The sequence below is a fragment of the Azospirillum isscasi genome (assembly GCF_030849505.1).
Classification (GTDB): Bacteria; Pseudomonadota; Alphaproteobacteria; order Azospirillales; family Azospirillaceae; genus Azospirillum; species Azospirillum isscasi.
Genome location: NZ_JAUJFI010000003.1, coordinates 33,808 through 51,353 on the forward strand (window position 1 = coordinate 33,808; position 17,546 = coordinate 51,353).

Sequence of the window (17,546 nt, forward strand, 5' to 3'; positions counted from 1 at the left end):
ACCCCGTCACCACCATGCGATTGCCGTGCCGATGGTCGCGTGGAACAGGGCCAGCACCGGGGCGGCGGCCAGCAGCCCGTCGATGCGGTCCAGGATTCCCCCGTGACCAGGAATGAGATGGCCGCTGTCCTTCACGTTGTAACGGCGCTTGACCGCGGATTCGAAGAGGTCGCCCGCCTGCGCCACCACGGCCAGGACGGCGCCCACCGCAAGAGCCAGCAGCGGCCTTTGCGCACCCGCGGCCAGAGCCACCCCCCACCCCACCAGGGCGGAGGAGACCATGCCGCCGATCAGGCCGGCCCAGGTCTTCTTCGGGCTGATGCGCGGCGCCAGCTTCGGCCCGCCGATGGTCCGCCCCGCGGCGTAGGCGCCGATGTCGGTCGCCCACACCCCCAGCATGGTGAAGAGGAACAGCGACAGGCCGGAGGCCGGGTCGGCGCGCAGCCACATCAGCCCGGCCAGACCGGCCACGATGTAAAGGACGCCGCCCCCGGCCAGCCCGCGGTCCGGTCCGCCGGACACCAGCGCGACGGCGGCGGTCGCTGCGATGGCGACGATCACAGCCGCCCAGGGACCCGCAACGATCTGCACGGCCAGCGCCGCCAGAACGCCGACGACCGATAACGCGATGGCGGGAATGCGGCGCCGGCAGGGGACGAGGTTGCCCCACTCCACCGCGGAGGCCACCGCGCCGAGTGCGATCAGGCCGAGGAACGCCCAGCCGCCGGCCCAGACGGCGCCGAGCACCAGTGGCGCCAGGACGAGCGCCGAAATGGCGCGCGTCTTCAGGTCGCCGGATTTAGCGGGTGCCGGCGGTTGCGCCGAAGCGACGTTCCCGTCGGTGGAACTCTTCAATCGCCGCCTCCAGGTCACGCTTGGTGAAGTCGGGCCAGAGCGTGTCCACGAAGACCAGCTCGGCGTAAGCCGCCTGCCAGAGCAGGAAGTTGCTGATGCGCTTCTCGCCGCTGGTGCGGACGATCAGGTCGGGGTCCGGAATGTCGGCGGTGAACAGACTCTCGGAGAGCCGGTCCTCGGTGATGTCCGCGGGATCGAGCGTCCCCGCCTTCACCTCCTCGGCCAGACGCCGCGCCGCCAGCGTGATCTCCTGGCGGGAGCCGTAGCTCAGCGCCACCACCAGGGTCAGCTTGCGGTTGTCGCGGGTCAGGGTCTCGGCGTTCTCGATCAGCCCGACGATGTCCTTCGACAGGCGCGACCGGTCTCCGATGACGCGCAGGCGCACGCCGTTCCGGTGGAGGTCCGCGATCTCGCTGCGCAGATAGAAGCGCAGGAGCTGCATGAGGTCGGACACCTCCTCCTCCGGCCGGCGCCAGTTCTCGGACGAAAAGCTGAAGATCGTCAGATAGCCGATCCCCAGATCGCCCGCGGCCTCGACCGTCCGGCGGACGGCGTCCACGCCCTTTTTATGGCCGGCGGTGCGGGGCAGCCCTCTGGCCTTCGCCCAGCGCCCATTGCCGTCCATGATCACGGCCACGTGCGCGGGCGGGCGCAGGGGGCGGCTGTCTTCCGCGTCGCGCATGCCGTCAGACCTGCATGATGTCCTTTTCTTTCGCCGCAAGCGCGTCGTCGACCAGCTTGATGTACTGGTCGGTCAGCGCCTGGACCTTCTCGCCAAGACCCTTGTGTTCGTCCTGGGAGATGTCGCCGGCCTTCTCGGCCTTCTTCAGCCCGTCCATGCCGTCGCGGCGCACGTTGCGCACGGCGACGCGGGCCTGCTCGGCGTATTTGTGGGCGACCTTGGCGAGTTCCTTGCGGCGTTCCTGCGTCAGGTCGGGCAGCGGCACGCGGATCGACTGGCCTTCCGTCTGCGGATTCAGACCCAGGCCCGAATCACGGATGCCCTTCTCCACGGCCTTGACCATGCCGCGGTCCCAGACCTGGACGACGATCAGCCGCGGCTCCGGCACGCTGACGGTGCCCACCTCCTTGAGGTGCATCCTGGCGCCGTAAGCCTCGACGGTCACGGGCTCAAGCAGGCTGGCGGAGGCGCGGCCGGTGCGCAGACCGCTCAACTCCTTGCGAAACGCCTCAAGCGCTCCTTCCATGCGGCGCTTGAGATCCGATGCGTCGGGCGCAGCCACGGCTCACTCCGTTTCTTCGTTGATGATCGTAAACTTGCCCCGGCCCTGCATCACCTCGGCGAAGGCGCCGGGCGTGTGGATCGAGAACACGAGTATGGGAATGCGGCTCTCGCGCGCCAGGGAAATCGCGGAGGCGTCCATCACCTGAAGGTCCTTGGACAGAACCTCCAGGTAACCGAGGCGCTCGTAGCGCTCCGCGTCCTTCACCTTCTTCGGGTCGGCGGTATAGACACCGTCCACCTGCGTGCCCTTCAGCAGGGCGTCGCAGCCCATTTCCGACGCGCGCAGGGCGGCGGCGGTGTCGGTGGTGAAGAAGGGGTTGCCGGTGCCGGCGGCGAAGATCACCACCCGGCCCTTCTCCATGTGCCGGATGGCGCGGCGCCGGATGTAGGGCTCGCACACCGAGGACATGGGAATGGCCGACTGCACGCGGGTGGCGACGCCCATCCGCTCCAGAGCGCTCTGCATCGACAGGGCGTTCATCACGGTGGCGAGCATCCCGATGTAGTCGGCCGAGGCGCGCTCCATGCCGCTCGCCGCACCCTTCACACCGCGGAAGATGTTGCCCCCGCCGATGACCAGGCTGACCTGGACGCCCAGCTCGATCACCGCCTTCACCTCGTTGGCGACGCGGTTGACCACCTCCGGGTCGAGGCCGTAGTCGCGCTGACCCATCAACGCCTCGCCCGATACCTTCAGAAGGACTCGTTTGAAGCGGATGCCGTCAGCCGGCTCGGTGGTCCCGGTGGTCTGGGCCATGGGGGGCTTTCTCCCGGTTGGTGTGACGAGTGCGTGCGGCGGATGGCCGGCCGCTTACTTCTGGCCGGCGGCGGCGGCGACTTCGGCGGCGAAATCGTTCTCCGCCTTCTCGATGCCCTCGCCCAGCGCGAAGCGGACGAAGCCGGTGACCTTGACCGGGGCGCCGATGTCCTTGGCGGCGTTCTCCACCACCTTGCGGACCTTGGTCTCGCCGTCGATCACGTAGGTCTGCTCCAGCAGCACCACTTCCTCGTAGTACTTGCGGATGCGGCCTTCGAGCATCTTCTCGACGATGTTCTCCGGCTTGCCGGAGGCGCGGGCCTGCTCGGCGAGCACGTTGCGCTCACGCTCCAGCGCCGAGGTGTCGACGTCGGCGATGTCCAGCGCGTCCGGACGGGCGGCGGCGATGTGCATCGCGACCTGCTTGCCCAGCTCGTTCAGCTTGGCGGTGTCGCCGGTCGACTCCAGGGCGACCAGAACGCCGATCTTGCCCAGGCCCGGCGCGATGGCCGAATGGACGTAGGACACGACGACGCCCGCCGGAACCGACAGCTTGGCCGAGCGGCGGATGTTCATGTTCTCGCCGATGGTGGCGATCAGGTTGGTCAGCTCTTCCTGGACCGTGCGGCCGGCGTCCGGATAGGCGGTGGCCTTCAGGCCCTCGACGTCCCCCGAGCCGGTCAAGGTCAGTTCGGCGGCCTTCAGGGCGAACGCCTGGAACTTGTCGTTGCGCGCGACGAAGTCGGTCTCGGCGTTCACCTCGACGACGGCACCCGCCGTGCCGGCGGTGGCGACGGCGACCAGACCCTCGGCGGCGACGCGGCCCGACTTCTTGGCGGCGGCGGCGAGGCCCTTCTTGCGCAGCCAGTCGACGGCGCCCTCGAGGTCGCCCTGGGTCTCGGCCAGCGCCTTCTTGCAGTCCATCATGCCCGCGCCGGTCTTCTCGCGCAGTTCCTTGACGAGCGCGGCGGTAATCTCGGCCATGGTATCGCCCTCTTCCTTCCGAACGGATCCAAGCGGATCGGGTTGATCCTAACAACTCATAAAAAAGGCAGCCGGGCCATAGGTCATAAGGCCCGGCTGCCCCGTATCACCGGGATCAGGCCTGGGCCTGTGCGGCCTCGGCCCCTTCCTCTTCCGGCAGCTGCTCGGCCGGAGCCTCCTCGGAGGAGCCGACGTCGATGCCGGCGGCGCTCATCTCAGCCTGCAGACCGTCGAGCACGGCGCCGTTCACCAGCTCGCAGTACAGGTCGATGGCGCGCAGCGCGTCGTCGTTGCCCGGGATCGGGAAGGCCACGCCGTCCGGATCGGAGTTGCTGTCGATCACCGCGATGACCGGGATGCCCAGCTTGTTGGCTTCCTTGACGGCGATCGACTCCTTGTTGGTGTCGATGATGAAGAGGACGTCCGGCAGGCCGCCCATCTCCTTGATGCCGCCCAGCGCGCGCTCCAGCTTGTCGCGCTCGCGGGTCAGCTCCAGGATTTCGCGCTTGGTCAGGCCCGAGGTGTCGCCCGACAGACGCTCTTCCATCTCGCGCAGGCGCTTGATCGACTGGGAGATGGTCTTCCAGTTGGTCAGCATGCCGCCGAGCCAGCGGTGGTTGACGTAGTACTGGCCGCACTTCGACGCGGCCTCGGCCACCTTCTCCTGGGCCTGGCGCTTGGTGCCGACGAACAGGACGCGGCCGCCGCCGGCGACGACGTCACGGACGGCCTGCAGGGCGCGGTGCAGCGCCGGGACGGTCTGCTCCAGGTCGATGATGTGCACGCCGTTGCGCACGCCGAAGATGTACGGACCCATCTTCGGGTTCCAGCGGCGGGTGTGGTGGCCGAAGTGGACGCCGGCTTCGAGGAGCTGGCGCATGGTGAAGGTCGGAATAGCCATTTGGAAAAGTCCTTTTCCGGTTGCTCCGCCGCGGGCACTGTCCGTTTGACAGGACACCGGATCGGGCCATCGGGGTAAAGCCGAGGGACCGCCAGCCCGCGTGAGGTTTTGACGACGGCGCTTACATAGCCCGCCGGAACCGCTTTGGCAACACCGCTTTGGCGATTGGGTCGGGCGGAAACCGGCGACCGCCCGCGCAACGGCTAAAGCGGATTGGGATCCGCTTTGGACCGCGATGGCGGTACCGGTCGCCCATGCGACCGAAGCCTGCCTTTCGCGGGAACACAGTTCCCGCTGGCGGCAGGCGGATGCCCGCGGCATCCGCTGAGAGCTGGCGAATGAAGCGATATGAGTCCAAAGCGAACGGACGTTCGCATTAGCCGCGATCCTGAGCGCTGTGCCAGATCCAAAGAATTGAACGGTTTCATCATCGTCAATTTCACAGACGATGACACAAGGGCGGATAACGACCAGTTCGCGCGCGCCGTCAACCGCCAGATGACCGTCACGGATCGCACGCCTCAGGCGGCTCCCCGTCGAAACGACCATCGGCCACCCGCAACAGCCATACCCGCATTCGCTCATGCGGCACGCCATGACGATCCGCGCGGGACTCCGTCACGGGGGCCGGCGAGGCGTCGGCTTCGGCGGTCTCTTCGGCGGTCTCGTCGGCGGTCTGTCGTGCGAGGTTCGGCATGGACCGGATATGACAGTCCCCGGCGACCATTTCCCGCCGTCCCGGCAGGCTACAGCTCCACCACCTCCACCACGCCCGGCACGGCCTTCAGCGCGGCGCGGCTTTGGTTGGTGATGTTGAAGGAACCGGGGAGCTGGATCTCCACTTCCTTCAGCGGATCGATCTCGACCAGCAGGTGGATCTTGCCCTTCCCTCGCGCCAGCCGCTCCAGCATGCCGCGGATGCTCTCCACCGGCGCGTCGTCGCGCACCACCACCTTCAGCCCGTCCGAGACCTGCGCTACGGCGTCCTCCAGCGGCTTCACCTCCTGGCAGGTCAGGCGGATGTCCTCGCCGTTCATCTGGACGTCCACCGTCATCAGCACGGGGCGCCCGGCCTCCAGAAGGTCGCGGTTGGTCGCCAGCACCTCGGAGAAGACGGTCACCTCGTAGCCGCCGCTGCTGTCGGACAGTTCCACGAAGGCGAAGCGGTTGCCCGACTTCGCGGTCTTCTCCTTCCGGCTGACCACGATGCCGGCCACGCTGCGCCGGGTCGAGCCGCCGCCGGTCACCGCCGCGGCCAGATCGGCGGACCGCACCACCCTCATGCGCCCCAGCGGGCCGGCGAAGGCGTCCAGCGGGTGGGCGGACAGGTAGAAGCCGATGGCGCCGAACTCGTGCTTCAGCTTCTCCAGCGGCTCCCACTCCTTCACCTTGGGCAGGTCCGGCTCCTTCAGACCGCCGCCCGCGCCGCCGAACAGGTTGCCGATGCCGCTGTCGCGCTCCGCCGCCTCGGCCTGGGCGTAGCGGATCAGCGTCTCCAGCGCCGCGTGCACCTGGGCCCGGTTCGGGTTGATGCCGTCGAAGGCCCCGGCGCAGGCCAGATTTTCGAGCTGGCGCTTGTTGATGGTCTTCAGGTCGAGGCGGCGCGCGAAGTCGAACAGGCTCTTGTACGGCCCGTTCTTCCGGCGCTCCTCCACCACCGCCTTCATGGCGGGCAGACCCACCCCCTTCACGGCGGCCAGCGCGTAGCGCACCGCCTTGCCGCCATCGGGCAGCGCCTCCACCCCGAAGATGGAGTCGGATTTGTTGATGTCCGGGGTCAGCAGCCTGATCTTCAGGCGCGCCAGCTCCTGCCGGAAGACGTTCAGCTTGTCGGTGTTGCCGAGGTCGAGCGTCATCGACGCCGCCATGAACTCCACCGGGTGGTTCGCCTTCAGATAGGCGGTGTGGTAGGCGACCAGCGCATAAGCGGCGGCGTGGCTCTTGTTGAAGCCGTAGCCGGCGAACTTGGCCACCTGATCGAAGATCATGCTGGCCTGATCGGGGTCCACGCCCTTGTCCTTGGCGCCGGCGACGAACTTGTCGCGCTCCTTGTCCATCTCCTCCTTGATCTTCTTGCCCATGGCGCGGCGCAGAAGATCGGCGCCGCCCAGCGAATAGCCGGACAGCACCTGGGCGATCTGCATGACCTGCTCCTGGTAGATCATGATCCCGAAGGTCTCCTTCAGGATCGGCTCCAGGGCCGGGTTCATGTAGTCGGGCAGCTCCTCCCCGTTCTTGACCTTGATGTATTTGGGGATGTTGTCCATCGGGCCGGGGCGGTAGAGCGACACCAGCGCGATGATGTCCTCCAGCCGGTTCGGCTTCAGGCGGCGCAGCACGTCGCGCATGCCCGAACTTTCGAGCTGGAACACCCCGGTCGATTCCGCGCGCCCCAGGATCTCGTAGCTTCGGGGGTCGTCCAGCGTGACCGTGGTCAGGTCCGGCTTGTCCTCGATCAGGTCCACCGCCGTCTTCAGCACGGTCAGCGTCTTCAGGCCGAGGAAGTCGAACTTCACCAGACCGGCCTGCTCCACGAACTTCATGTTGAACTGGGTGACCGGCATGTCGGAGCGCGGATCGCGGTACAGCGGCACCAGATCGTGCAGCGGGCGGTCGCCGATCACCACGCCCGCCGCGTGGGTCGAGGCGTGGCGGTACAGCCCCTCCAGCTTCAGCGCGATGTTGACGAGGCGCGCCACCGTCTCGTCCCCGTCGCGGGCCTGGCGCAGCATCTCCTCGCTGTCCAGCGCCTGCTGGAGAGTCACCGGGTTGGCCGGGTTGTTCGGCACCAGCTTGCAGATCTTGTCCACCTGCCCGTAGGGCATCTGGAGCACGCGCCCGACGTCGCGCAGCACGGCGCGCGCCTGGAGCTTACCGAAGGTGATGATCTGGGCGACGCGGTCGTAGCCGTACTTGTCCTGGACGTAGCGGATCACCTCCTCGCGGCGGTCCTGGCAGAAGTCCACGTCGAAGTCGGGCATGGACACGCGTTCGGGATTCAGGAAGCGCTCGAACAGCAGGCCGAAGCGCAGCGGGTCCAGGTCGGTGATGGTCAGCGCCCAGGCGACGACGGAGCCGGCACCCGAACCGCGGCCCGGCCCCACCGGGATGTCGTGCGACTTGGCCCACTTGATGAAGTCCGACACGATCAGGAAGTAGCCGGGGAACTTCATCGAGACGATGACGTCCAGCTCGAACTCCAGCCGCTCGAAATAGGTCTTGCGGGTCTCCGCGCGCTGCTCCGGCGTCATGTCCGGGGTGTAGACGACGCTGTTCAGCCGCATTTCCAGACCCTCGCGGGACTGGGCGCGCAGTTCCTCCCCCTCGTCGCGGTCGCCCTCGCAGGGGAAGGGCGGCAGGATGGGCTTGATCGGCTTCAGCAGGAAGGAGCAGCGCCGGGCGATGGCGACCGTGTTGTCCACCGCCTCCGGCAGATCCTTGAACAGCTCCCGCATCTCCTCCGCCGACTTGAAGCGGTGGTCGGGGGTCAGGCGGCGGCGCTCGGTCTGGCCGATGTAGGCGCCCTCGGCGATGCAGAGCAGCGCGTCGTGCGCCTCGTACATGTCCTCGGTCGCGAAATAGCAGTCGTTGGTGGCGACCAGCGGCAGGTCGTGGGCGTAGGCGAGATCGATCAGCGCCGGTTCGACGGCGTCCTCGGCCACCGCGAAATGGTCGCTATGGCGTTGAAGCTCGATGTAGAGCCGCCCGGGGAACAGCCGCTTCAGCCGCTCCAGGACCTCCAGCGCCAAATCCTTCTGCCCCTCGCCCAGCAGCCGCCCGACCGAACCGGCGGGGCCGCCGGTCAGCGCGATCAGCCCGGCGGAATGGCCCTCCAGCGCGTCCAGCGGGATCTGCGGCCCGGCCATGGGGTCCGAGTCCAGGAAGGCCCTGGAGACCAGCTTCATCAGGTTCCGGTAGCCCTCGTCGGTCTGGCAGAGCAGGACGAGCTGGTCGGGGACGGCCGCCGCCTTGCCCGGCAGGCCCGGCTTGGCGTTGGCGGGGCCGACTCGGGTGATGCCCAGAACCGTGCCGATGATCGGCTGGACGCCCGAATCGGCGGCGGCCAGCGCGAACTCCAGCGCGCCGAACAGGTTGCCGGTGTCGGTCACGGCGACCGCCGGCATGCCCTTCTTCTGGCAGAGCTTGACCAGCTCCTTCACCTTGATGGCGCCCTCGGAGAGGGAGTAGGCGGAGTGGACGCGCAGGTGGATGAAGTCGGCGTGGGGCATGGCGGGGACGGTCACCGGTTCCGGCTGAAGCGAAGATGGCGTCCCTAGTGGTCGCGCATCCGGCCAGCGGATTGCAAGCGACCAAGCGCAGACCCGGCCATGCCCCCGAGGAGCAGGGGTGCTGCCGCCTTCGCCCCCCTTCCCCTCGGGGGGTATGCCGCGCCATCACCGGACGTGATCGGAAAGATCAGAACAAATCGTTATTCACGATGGCCTGCTTGCCCTAGGCTGTGAACCGGCAGGCGCTCGGGAACGGCGTCGATGCGAAAGGACAGGCCATGGCAAAGAACACGATCTGCCTCTGGTTCGACCGGGACGCGGAGGATGCCGCCCGCTTCTACGCCGCGACCTTTCCCGACAGCGCGGTGACCGCCATCCACCACGCGCCCGGCGATTATCCGTCCGGCAAGGCGGGCGACGTGCTGACGGTGGAGTTCACCGTGGCCGGGGTCGCCTGCCTCGGCCTCAACGGCGGCCCCGCCTTCAAGCACGACGAGGCGTTCTCGTTCCAGATCGCCACCGACGATCAGGAGGAGACCGACCGCTACTGGAACGCCATCGTCGGCAACGGCGGCCAGGAGAGCGCCTGCGGCTGGTGCAAGGACCGCTGGGGCGTCTCCTGGCAGATCACGCCGCGCGTGCTGACCGACGCGCTGGCCGCGGGCGGCGGCGAAGCGAAACGGGCGTTCGAGGCGATGATGGGCATGACGAAGATCGATGTCGCCGCGATCGAGGCGGCAAGGCACGGCTGACGGTTTTCGGCGGACGCCGCCGTCTGCACGCGCGTGTTTACGTTCCCCTTCCGGCCCCACCAACAGCGGAGGACGGCGCGATGCCGCTCCACACCACACTGACCCGACGCCTGGGCCTGTCCCTTCCCATCGTCCAGGCCCCGATGGCCGGGGGCGCCGACACGGCGGACCTCGTGGCCGCGGTGGGCGAGGCCGGCGGCATCGGCTTCATCGGGGCGGCCTATCTGACCCCGGACCAGATCGCGGAGCGGGCAAAGGCCATCCGCGCCCGGACCGCCCGCCCCTTCGGGATCAATCTGTTCGCTCCCCTGCCGGCACCCGCCACGCCGGAGGCCGGCGACATGGCGGCGGCGGTCGCCCGCATCGCGCGCTATCACGCCGACCTCGGCCTGCCCGCCCCCGGCACGCCGGCCCTGGGGGGCGACGGCTTCGCCGCCCAACTGGCCGCGGCGCTGGACAGCGGGGCGGCGGCCTTCAGCTTCACCTTCGGCATCCCGCCCGCCAACGCCCTGGCCGCCATCAGGGCGCGGGGGATGCTCCTGATGGGAACGGCGACCGGCGTGGACGAGGCGGTGGCGCTGGAACGGGCGGGCATGGACGCCGTGATCGCCCAGGGGGCCGAGGCCGGCGGCCACCGCGGCAGTTTCGCCGCTGGTCAGGAAGAGGTGGATTTCGCCGCCGGTCTCGTCGGCACCATGGCGCTCGTCCCGCAGGTGGTGGACGCGGTGGGCCTTCCGGTGCTGGCCTCCGGCGGCATCATGGACGGGCGCGGCATCGCGGCGGCCCTGGCGCTCGGCGCCGCCGGGGTGCAGATGGGCACCGCCTTCCTGACCTGCGCGGAAGCCGGAATCCCCGAGGTGCACAAGCAGGCGATCCTCGACGCCCGCGAGACGCAGACGCGCGTGACCCGCGCCTTCTCGGGCCGTCCGGCGCGCGGCATCGTCAACCGGGTCATCGAGGACATCCCGGACGGCGCCGCCCTGCCCTTCCCCCTTCAGAACACGCTGACCCGCCCGATGCGCACCGCCGCCGCCCAGCAGGGACGGGCCGAGTTCCTGTCGCTCTGGGCCGGACAGGGCGTCCGGCTGGCGCGGCGGCAGACCGCGGCGGCGCTGATGGGGCGGCTGGCGGACGAAACGGATGCCGCGGTTCGGCGCCTCAGCGGCGGCGCCTGACGGTTGCGGTCAACCCGCCGCCGTCTCCTCCGTGCAGACGCGGTTCCGCCCGCCGCGCTTGGCGGTGTAGAGCGCCTCGTCCGCACGGTGCATGAGGGCCAGCAGATCCTCGCCGGGCCGGTACTCCGCCACCCCGGCCGACAGGGTGACCGAGCCGTAATTGGCGTTGCGCGTCCGGTTGATGATCTGCCGCGACCCCACGGAGGCGCGGAGCTGCTCCGCCAGCGTCACCGCGTTCGCGAGGCCGGTGTGGGGCAGGACGACGCTGAACTCCTCCCCGCCGTAGCGGGCGACGGTGTCGCGGCCCTTCACCCCTTCGGTCAGCACCTTGGCGACCAGCTTCAGCACATGGTCGCCGACCAGATGGCCGTGGGTGTCGTTGAAGCGCTTGAAATGGTCGATGTCCACCATCAGCAGGGTCATCGGCAGGCCGGTCTGCTGCGCGACCTCCGCGGCGGAGGCCAGCGCCAGATCGAAGCCGCGGCGGTTGGCGATGCCGGTCAACCCGTCGGTCATCGCCTCCCGCCGGGCGGAATCCAGAACGACGCGCAGTTCCGCCAACTGCTGGCTCGATTCCAGAAGCTGGCTTTGCAGGCGGGTCTGGCGGTCCACGATGGCCGTCGTCTCCGCGGCGATGGCCGCCACCATGGCGCGCAACTCGGCCAGCGTCATCGGCTGGTCCAGCTCCCCCCGGAAGCCGGCCAGCGCCTGCCCGTAGCGGTCGGTCTCCGACCCCACGCTGCCCAACTGGTCCAGGATGCGGCCAAGCGCGACGCGCGCCCGCTCCGACGTTTCGCGGACGGCCTGGGCCTCGGCGTCCAGCGTGAAGAAGCGCTTGTACAACTCGTCGCAATGGCTTTGCGACAGCGCAGCGCCGTCGCGTTGAGCCAGTTCGATGGCGCGCGTCAGGTCGGGGTTCTGTCCGCCGAAATAGGCGTACCAGAGGGTGAAATTCTCCGGATTCGGCAACAGGGCGTTGGCGATGATCCGATCCATGGCACGGTCCGCGAGAGCCCGTGCCGTCTCGAAATCCTCATCACCCGCCATAGCCGTTGCCTTTCCACTGCGCCGTAGAAAAAGGCTACCGCAGCGGGAAAGAGGCGGGCAAGCAACTTTCGAATAGGGTTATCATAATACAGCAGGACGCAAATTTACTTGCGGTTCTGTCAGTTGCACTGTCCCACGGATTTCTCCGCGCAAACGGTCGTGCCGTCGATCCAGGTGGCGCCCGACAGGTCGGCGTGCCGCAGATCCGCCCCGCCCAGCCGCGCGCCGGTGAAATCGGCCTTTTGCAGGACGGCGTTCACCAGCTTCGCGTTGCGCAGGTCCGCCTCCTTCAGCGACGCCCCGGTCAGGTCGGCGCGGGTGAAGTCGGCTTCGATCAGGCGGGCGCCGTCGAGCTTCACGCCCGGCATGGTGGCGCTGAAGAATTTCGCCCGGTAGCCGTCGGTTTCCGTCAGGTCGGCGTCCTTCAGCGTGGCCCGCTGGAAGGTGGCGTCGCGCAGCATGGCTCCGGACAGCTTCGCGCCCGACAGATCGCGCCCATCGAAGTAGCAGCGGCGCCAGTTCGCCTTCGGCTGCGCCGGGTCGGTGCATTCGGCCAGTGCGGCGGAGGGGACCAGGGTGGTGCCCAGGAAGGTGGCAAGTACCGCGAAGGCGGCGAAAATTGTCGTCTTCATGCGCCAACAGATAGTGTCGCTCAGGCCCAATAACAAAGGGTTCCCCACGACAAAAGACCACGCGGGACAGCGACGTACGGTCACGCCCCCTTCGATGTCCGCAGCCCGACCGAACGCCCGGCCTGCGGCGGCACGGGCAGAGCCGCGTGTTCCGCCGTGGTGCGGGCCAGCCGTTCCACCGTTTCCGGAGCCAGGGGCACCGACCGGCGTTCCGTCAGGTCGACATGGACCAGAACGAACTCCGCCGTGGCGGCGAGGAAGCCGTCCTCCTCGTGGCGCATTTCATGGAACAGGTGCAGCCGCTTGGCGTCGCCCCCCAGGATGAGCGACGCGAAGGTCAGCCCGTCGCCCTCCGTCACCTCGCGGGCGTAGGTCAGATGCGCCTCGACGGCGAACATCGACCGCCCCTCGCCCTCCGCATAGTCCTTGCCGATCCCGAAATGGTCGAGGACGGCATCGGTCGCGTGATCGAAGGCAAGCAGATAGTAGGCCACGTTCATGTGGCCGTTGTAGTCGATCCACTCCGGGCGGACCGTCTCGCGGTGGAGGTTCAGCGGGGCTGGCGAATGGTTCATGCCCCCAAGGATAAGCGAAGCCGCCGCGCATTGGGAACCGGCTTGTATGGTCAGCCGGGCAGGTTCAGGAACCGCATGACCTCCATCCGCACCGCCTGGATCTCCGACAGCCAGGACGCGGCCTCTTCCAAAGTCGGATCATCGGACACATCGCTCGCTTCGCCGGGATAGCGGTACAACGTCGCATAAGCGGTGAACTTTCCAAGGACGCACAGCGGCCCACGCGCCGGCTCGCCTGCCGGAATTCGCATGATGAGGGAGTCGATGTCGTGCGTCTTTGAAAAATCGATGTTCAAGGAAACCAACACCGCCTTGACCAGTTTCTCAGCCGCCTGTTGGCAATGATACGTGGCCGCCTTGATGGCCGGGCGATCCGACGCGAGGCAAAGCTCAACCGCGCGGATGTCCTCATCGACCGTGGCGATCCAGTCCCCCGGGCCGACCCTATGCGCCATAGACGCGCACCCCTTCACGGACCGCTTTGTAGCTGAGCGTGCCGACCTGCTCCCTGTTCGCCTCGAAGAAGGATCGCCGACACGGGATGACGTCCGCCGGGATGCCCGTCCCGGCCTTCGCAGCCTGCGCATAGACGGCGGAGCGATGCTCCCGTGGCGCATCGTCCGGCACCACGACCAGCAGGTCGTAATCGCTGTCCTCGCGCGCGTCGCCGCGCGCCCGGCTGCCGAACAGATAGACGGCTTCCGGTTTCAGGGCCGGGACGATCCGGTCCAGCAGGATTTGCAGCTTCTGGTCAACCACCGCCATCGGAACCATCCTGAGGGTGCCTCCGCTCCCATCATAACACGGGAACGGAGGCGATGCCCCGGTTCAGGCGTGCCGCATCACACGCTGAAATACTTCGCCCGCGGATGGTGCAGCACGATGGCCGAGGTGCTCTGCTCCGGGTGAAGCTGGTGCTCGTCGGACATCTCCACGCCGATCCGCCCGGCGTCGAGGAGCTTCAGAAGCTGCTCCTGGTCGGCGAGGTTCGGGCAGGCCGGGTAGCCGAAGCTGTAGCGGCTGCCGCGGTAGGCCTGCTGCAGCAGCTTCTCCTTGTCGCGGCTGTCCTCGGCGCCGTAGCCCAGCTCGGCGCGGATGCGGGCATGGACGTATTCCGCCATGGCCTCGGTCATCTCCACCGACAGGCCGTGCAGGTAGAGATAGTCCTGGTAGCGGTTCTCCGCGAACCAGTCCCGCGCCACGTCGGCGCAATGCTGGCCCATGGTGACGATCTGGAGGCCCAGCACGTCCCGCTCTCCGTCGTTCACATCGCGCAGGAAGTCGGCGATGCACTCCCCATCCTCCTTGCCCTGGCGCGGCAGGGTGAAACGGGCGACCTCGCTGGCACCGTCCTCGGCAAACAGGATGACGTCGTCGCCATCGGCCGCCGCCTTCCAGTAGCCGTAGACGGCCTGGGGCCGCAGGATCTCCTCCTTGGCGGCGATCTGGAGGATGCGGTCGAGCACCGGGCGAAGCTCCTTCTTCGCCCACTCCTTGAACTCCTCGAAGGACTTGCCGTCCTTCCGGTAGCCCCACTGGAGCTGATAGAGCATCCGCTCGTTCAGGTAGGTGACCAACGTCTTCAGCGGGACATGCTCGATGACCTTCGGCCCCCAGAAGGGCGGGGTCGGCACCGGCACGCCCTCGGCCAGACGGGTGCGGCGGGCGCGGGCGGCGTCCTTGTCCACCGGGCCGACCGTGGCGCTGGTCGCCTGCCCCAGCACGCGGCGGCGGTTGACCGCCCGGCCCGCCCGCTTGGCCTGCTGGATGGCGAGCTGCTGGTCGAAGCTGCCGCCGACCACCTGATCCATCAGGGTCAGCCCGTCGAAGGCGTCGCCCGCATAGGCGACGCGGCCCGAGCCGTAGGAGGCCACGCAATCCGTCTCCACATAGGCGCGGGTCAGCGCGGCGCCGCCGAGCAGGACCGGCACCTCCAGCCCCTCGCGGGTCATCTCCTCCAGGTTCTCGCGCATGACGACGGTGGACTTCACCAGCAGGCCGGACATGCCCACGGCGTCGGCCTTGTGCTCCTTCGCCGCCTGGATGATCGCGCCGACCGGCTGCTTGATGCCCAGGTTGACGACCTTGTAGCCGTTGTTGGTCAGGATGATGTCCACGAGGTTCTTGCCGATGTCGTGGACGTCGCCCTTCACGGTGGCCAGCACCATGGTGCCCTTCTGCTGGCCGTCCAGCTTCTCCATGTGCGGCTCCAGCCACGCCACGGCGGCCTTCATGGTCTCCGCGGACTGGAGCACGAAGGGAAGCTGCATCTTGCCGGCGCCGAACAGCTCGCCCACCACCTTCATGCCGTCCAGCAGGTAGGTGTTGATGATCTCCAGCGGCGGATGGGTCTTCATCGCCTCGGCGAGATCGTCCTCCAGACCGGTGCGGTCGCCGTCGACGATGCGCTCCTTCAGCCGTTCCTCGACCGTCTCGGCGCGGGCCTTCTTCTTGGCGTCCGCGGCCTTGCGGCCCTCGAACAGCGCGATGAAGGACTGGAGCGGGTCGTAGCCTTCGGCGCGGCGGTCGAAGATCAGGTCCTCGGCGGTCTTGACCTCCTTTTCGGGGATCAGGTGCAGCGGCATGATCTTCGACACATGCACGATGGCGCCGGTCATGCCGCGCTTCACCGCATGGTCGAGGAAGACGGAGTTCAGGACGTGGCGGGCCGCCGCGTTCAGGCCGAAGGAGACGTTCGACAGGCCCAGGATGATCTGGCAGCCGGGCATCTCGCGGGAGATCGCCTCGATGCCCTCCAGCGTCCAGATGGCCAGCTTGCGGTCGTCCTCGTTGCCGGTGGCGATGGTGAAGGTCAGCGGGTCGAACAGCAGGTCGTGGGCCGGCAGGCCGTATTCGTTGACCGCGAGGTCATAGAGGCGCTTGGCGATGGCGAGCTTGCGCTCCGGCGTCTTCGCCATGCCCTCCTCGTCGATGGTCAGCGCGATCACCGCCGCGCCGAACTTCTTGGCCAGCGCCAGTCGCTTGCGGGCCGGTTCCTCGCCGTCCTCGAAGTTGATGGAGTTGACGATCGCCTTGCCGCCGTAAAGCGCCAGCGCCTTCTCCAGAACGATGTATTCGGTGGAGTCGATGACCAGCGGCGCCGTGACCGAGCCGGAGAAGCGCTGGACGACCGCCTGCATCTCCGCCACCTCGTCGCGCCCGACGAAGGCGGTGCAGACGTCCAGCGTGTGGCTGCCCTCCTTCACCTGCTCGCGGGCCATCTCGACGCAGCCGTCCCAGTCGTTCCTCTCCTGAAGCTCGCGCCACTTCTTCGAGCCGTTGGCGTTGCAGCGCTCGCCGATGGCGAAGAAGGCGTTCTCCTGGCGCAGCGTGACCTGGGAGTAGAGCGAGGCGACCGCCGGCACCCAATGGACCGTGCGGCCCTTCGGGTTCGGGCGGTGCGAGCCCGCCGGGGCCAGCTTGCGCAGCATCTGGTTGGCCGCCGCGATGTGCGGGACGTTGGTGCCGCAGCAGCCGCCGACGAGGTTCACCCCGTCCTCGGTCACGAAGCGCTCCAGCCAGTGGGCGAAGTCCTCGGCGCGCAGCGGGTAGTGGGTCTTGCCGTCCACCAGCTCCGGCAGGCCGGCGTTGGGCTGCACGGAGACGAGGCCCGGCCAGTTCTGGGTCAGCCACTTCACATGCTCGCTCATCTCCAGCGGGCCGGTGGCGCAGTTCAGCCCCATCAGCGGCACGTCCAGCGCCTGGATCACCGTCGCCGCCGCGGCGATGTCGGTGCCGACCAGCAGCGTGCCGGTCGTCTCCACCGTCACCTGCACGAAGACCGGCGTGTCGGTGCCGGCCTCGGCGCGGGCGCGCTTGATGCCGTTGACCGCGGCCTTGATCTGCAACGGGTCCTGGCAGGTCTCCACCAGGATGGCGTCGGCGCCGCCGGCGATCAGGCCCGCCGCCTGGACGAAGAAGCTGTCCTCAAGCTCCTGATAGGGGATGTGCCCCAGGCTGGGCAGCTTGGTGCCCGGCCCGACCGAGCCGATGACGAAGCGCGGCTGGCCGTCCTTGAAGGTTTCCGCCGCCTCGCGCGCCAGTTCGACGGCGCGCTGGTTGATCTCGAACGCCTTCTCGGAGATGCCGAACTCGCCCAGCGTCACCGGGGAGGCGCCGAAGGTGTCGGTCTCCACCATGTCCGCGCCGGCCTCGTAATAGCCGCGGTGGATTTCCCGCACGATGTCCGGGCGCGACAGCGGCAGGATGTCGGTGCAGTTCTCGTGCCCCCAATAATCCTTCTCCACGTCGAGATCGAGCGCCTGGATGCGGCTGCCGAACCCGCCGTCGCAGAGCAGGACGCGGTCGCGGAGAGTGTCGAGAATGTGCGGCATGGGAAGGTCGGGTCCGTTTCGGAAGGAAGGTCGGGCGGAAAGGTTCGGAGATTCAGAGG

16 protein-coding genes are annotated in these 17,546 nt (G+C 68.1%); 2 read left to right on the top strand and 14 right to left on the bottom strand.

Annotated features, from left to right (window positions below; genetic code table 11):
- Window positions 1-6 precede the first annotated feature (6 nt).
- The 8 genes from QSG27_RS01540 to dnaE all read right to left on the bottom strand — a co-directional run bounded on the left by QSG27_RS01540 (window position 7) and on the right by dnaE (window position 8,972).
- Entirely contained in the window at window positions 7-855 is an 849-nt protein-coding gene (locus tag QSG27_RS01540; RefSeq protein WP_306703377.1) for a phosphatidate cytidylyltransferase, read from the bottom strand.
- Window positions 800-1,537, bottom strand: coding sequence for an isoprenyl transferase (locus QSG27_RS01545; protein ID WP_306703378.1), 738 nt, complete (start codon window positions 1,535-1,537; stop codon window positions 800-802). The genes QSG27_RS01540 and QSG27_RS01545 overlap by 56 nt, the downstream gene beginning before the upstream one ends.
- 4 nt (window positions 1,538-1,541) lie before the next feature.
- Complete coding sequence (gene frr / locus QSG27_RS01550; protein WP_094306000.1) at window positions 1,542-2,099, bottom strand: ribosome recycling factor; 558 nt, start codon at window positions 2,097-2,099, stop codon at window positions 1,542-1,544.
- Window positions 2,100-2,102: 3 nt separating this feature from the next.
- A complete protein-coding gene (gene pyrH, locus QSG27_RS01555; RefSeq protein ID WP_306703379.1) occupies window positions 2,103-2,858 on the bottom strand; it encodes a UMP kinase in 756 nt (251 codons plus the stop codon).
- A 54-nt stretch (window positions 2,859-2,912) separates the two neighbouring features.
- Window positions 2,913-3,842 carry a translation elongation factor Ts gene (gene tsf / locus QSG27_RS01560; RefSeq protein WP_306703380.1) on the bottom strand — a complete coding sequence of 310 codons (930 nt, stop codon included), beginning with the start codon at window positions 3,840-3,842 and terminating at the stop codon, window positions 2,913-2,915.
- A 115-nt stretch (window positions 3,843-3,957) separates the two neighbouring features.
- Window positions 3,958-4,743, bottom strand: coding sequence for a 30S ribosomal protein S2 (rpsB, locus tag QSG27_RS01565; RefSeq protein WP_306703381.1), 786 nt, complete (start codon window positions 4,741-4,743; stop codon window positions 3,958-3,960).
- Between the two features lie 505 nt (window positions 4,744-5,248).
- Entirely contained in the window at window positions 5,249-5,440 is a 192-nt protein-coding gene (locus QSG27_RS01570; protein WP_306703382.1) for a hypothetical protein, read from the bottom strand.
- A 49-nt stretch (window positions 5,441-5,489) separates the two neighbouring features.
- Window positions 5,490-8,972, bottom strand: a complete 3,483-nt coding sequence (gene dnaE / locus QSG27_RS01575) for a DNA polymerase III subunit alpha (RefSeq protein WP_306703384.1) — start codon at window positions 8,970-8,972, stop codon at window positions 5,490-5,492.
- Between the two features lie 278 nt (window positions 8,973-9,250).
- On the opposite strand from dnaE, the gene QSG27_RS01580 reads away from it, so the two are divergent.
- Window positions 9,251-9,724 (top strand): VOC family protein, encoded by a 474-nt coding sequence (locus QSG27_RS01580; protein WP_306703385.1) that lies wholly within the window; start codon window positions 9,251-9,253, stop codon window positions 9,722-9,724.
- Between the two features lie 80 nt (window positions 9,725-9,804).
- Complete coding sequence (locus QSG27_RS01585) at window positions 9,805-10,899, top strand: NAD(P)H-dependent flavin oxidoreductase (protein ID WP_306703387.1); 1,095 nt, start codon at window positions 9,805-9,807, stop codon at window positions 10,897-10,899.
- Window positions 10,900-10,908: 9 nt separating this feature from the next.
- On the opposite strand, the gene QSG27_RS01590 is transcribed toward QSG27_RS01585, so the two are convergent.
- The 6 genes from QSG27_RS01590 to metH all read right to left on the bottom strand — a co-directional run bounded on the left by QSG27_RS01590 (window position 10,909) and on the right by metH (window position 17,487).
- Window positions 10,909-11,895, bottom strand: a complete 987-nt coding sequence (locus tag QSG27_RS01590) for a GGDEF domain-containing protein (RefSeq protein ID WP_306703389.1) — start codon at window positions 11,893-11,895, stop codon at window positions 10,909-10,911.
- 170 nt (window positions 11,896-12,065) lie between these two features.
- On the bottom strand, window positions 12,066-12,578 hold the full coding sequence (locus QSG27_RS01595; protein ID WP_306703390.1) for a pentapeptide repeat-containing protein: 513 nt from the start codon (window positions 12,576-12,578) through the stop codon (window positions 12,066-12,068).
- 80 nt (window positions 12,579-12,658) lie between these two features.
- Complete coding sequence (locus QSG27_RS01600) at window positions 12,659-13,153, bottom strand: thioesterase family protein (protein ID WP_306703391.1); 495 nt, start codon at window positions 13,151-13,153, stop codon at window positions 12,659-12,661.
- Window positions 13,154-13,203: 50 nt separating this feature from the next.
- Window positions 13,204-13,608 (bottom strand): HEPN domain-containing protein, encoded by a 405-nt coding sequence (locus tag QSG27_RS01605; RefSeq protein WP_306703393.1) that lies wholly within the window; start codon window positions 13,606-13,608, stop codon window positions 13,204-13,206.
- Window positions 13,598-13,918: a nucleotidyltransferase domain-containing protein gene (locus QSG27_RS01610; RefSeq protein ID WP_306703394.1), complete on the bottom strand. Its 321-nt coding sequence runs from the start codon at window positions 13,916-13,918 to the stop codon at window positions 13,598-13,600. The genes QSG27_RS01605 and QSG27_RS01610 overlap by 11 nt, the downstream gene beginning before the upstream one ends.
- Window positions 13,919-13,995: 77 nt before the next feature.
- Complete coding sequence (metH, locus tag QSG27_RS01615; protein WP_306703396.1) at window positions 13,996-17,487, bottom strand: methionine synthase; 3,492 nt, start codon at window positions 17,485-17,487, stop codon at window positions 13,996-13,998.
- Window positions 17,488-17,546 lie beyond the last annotated feature (59 nt).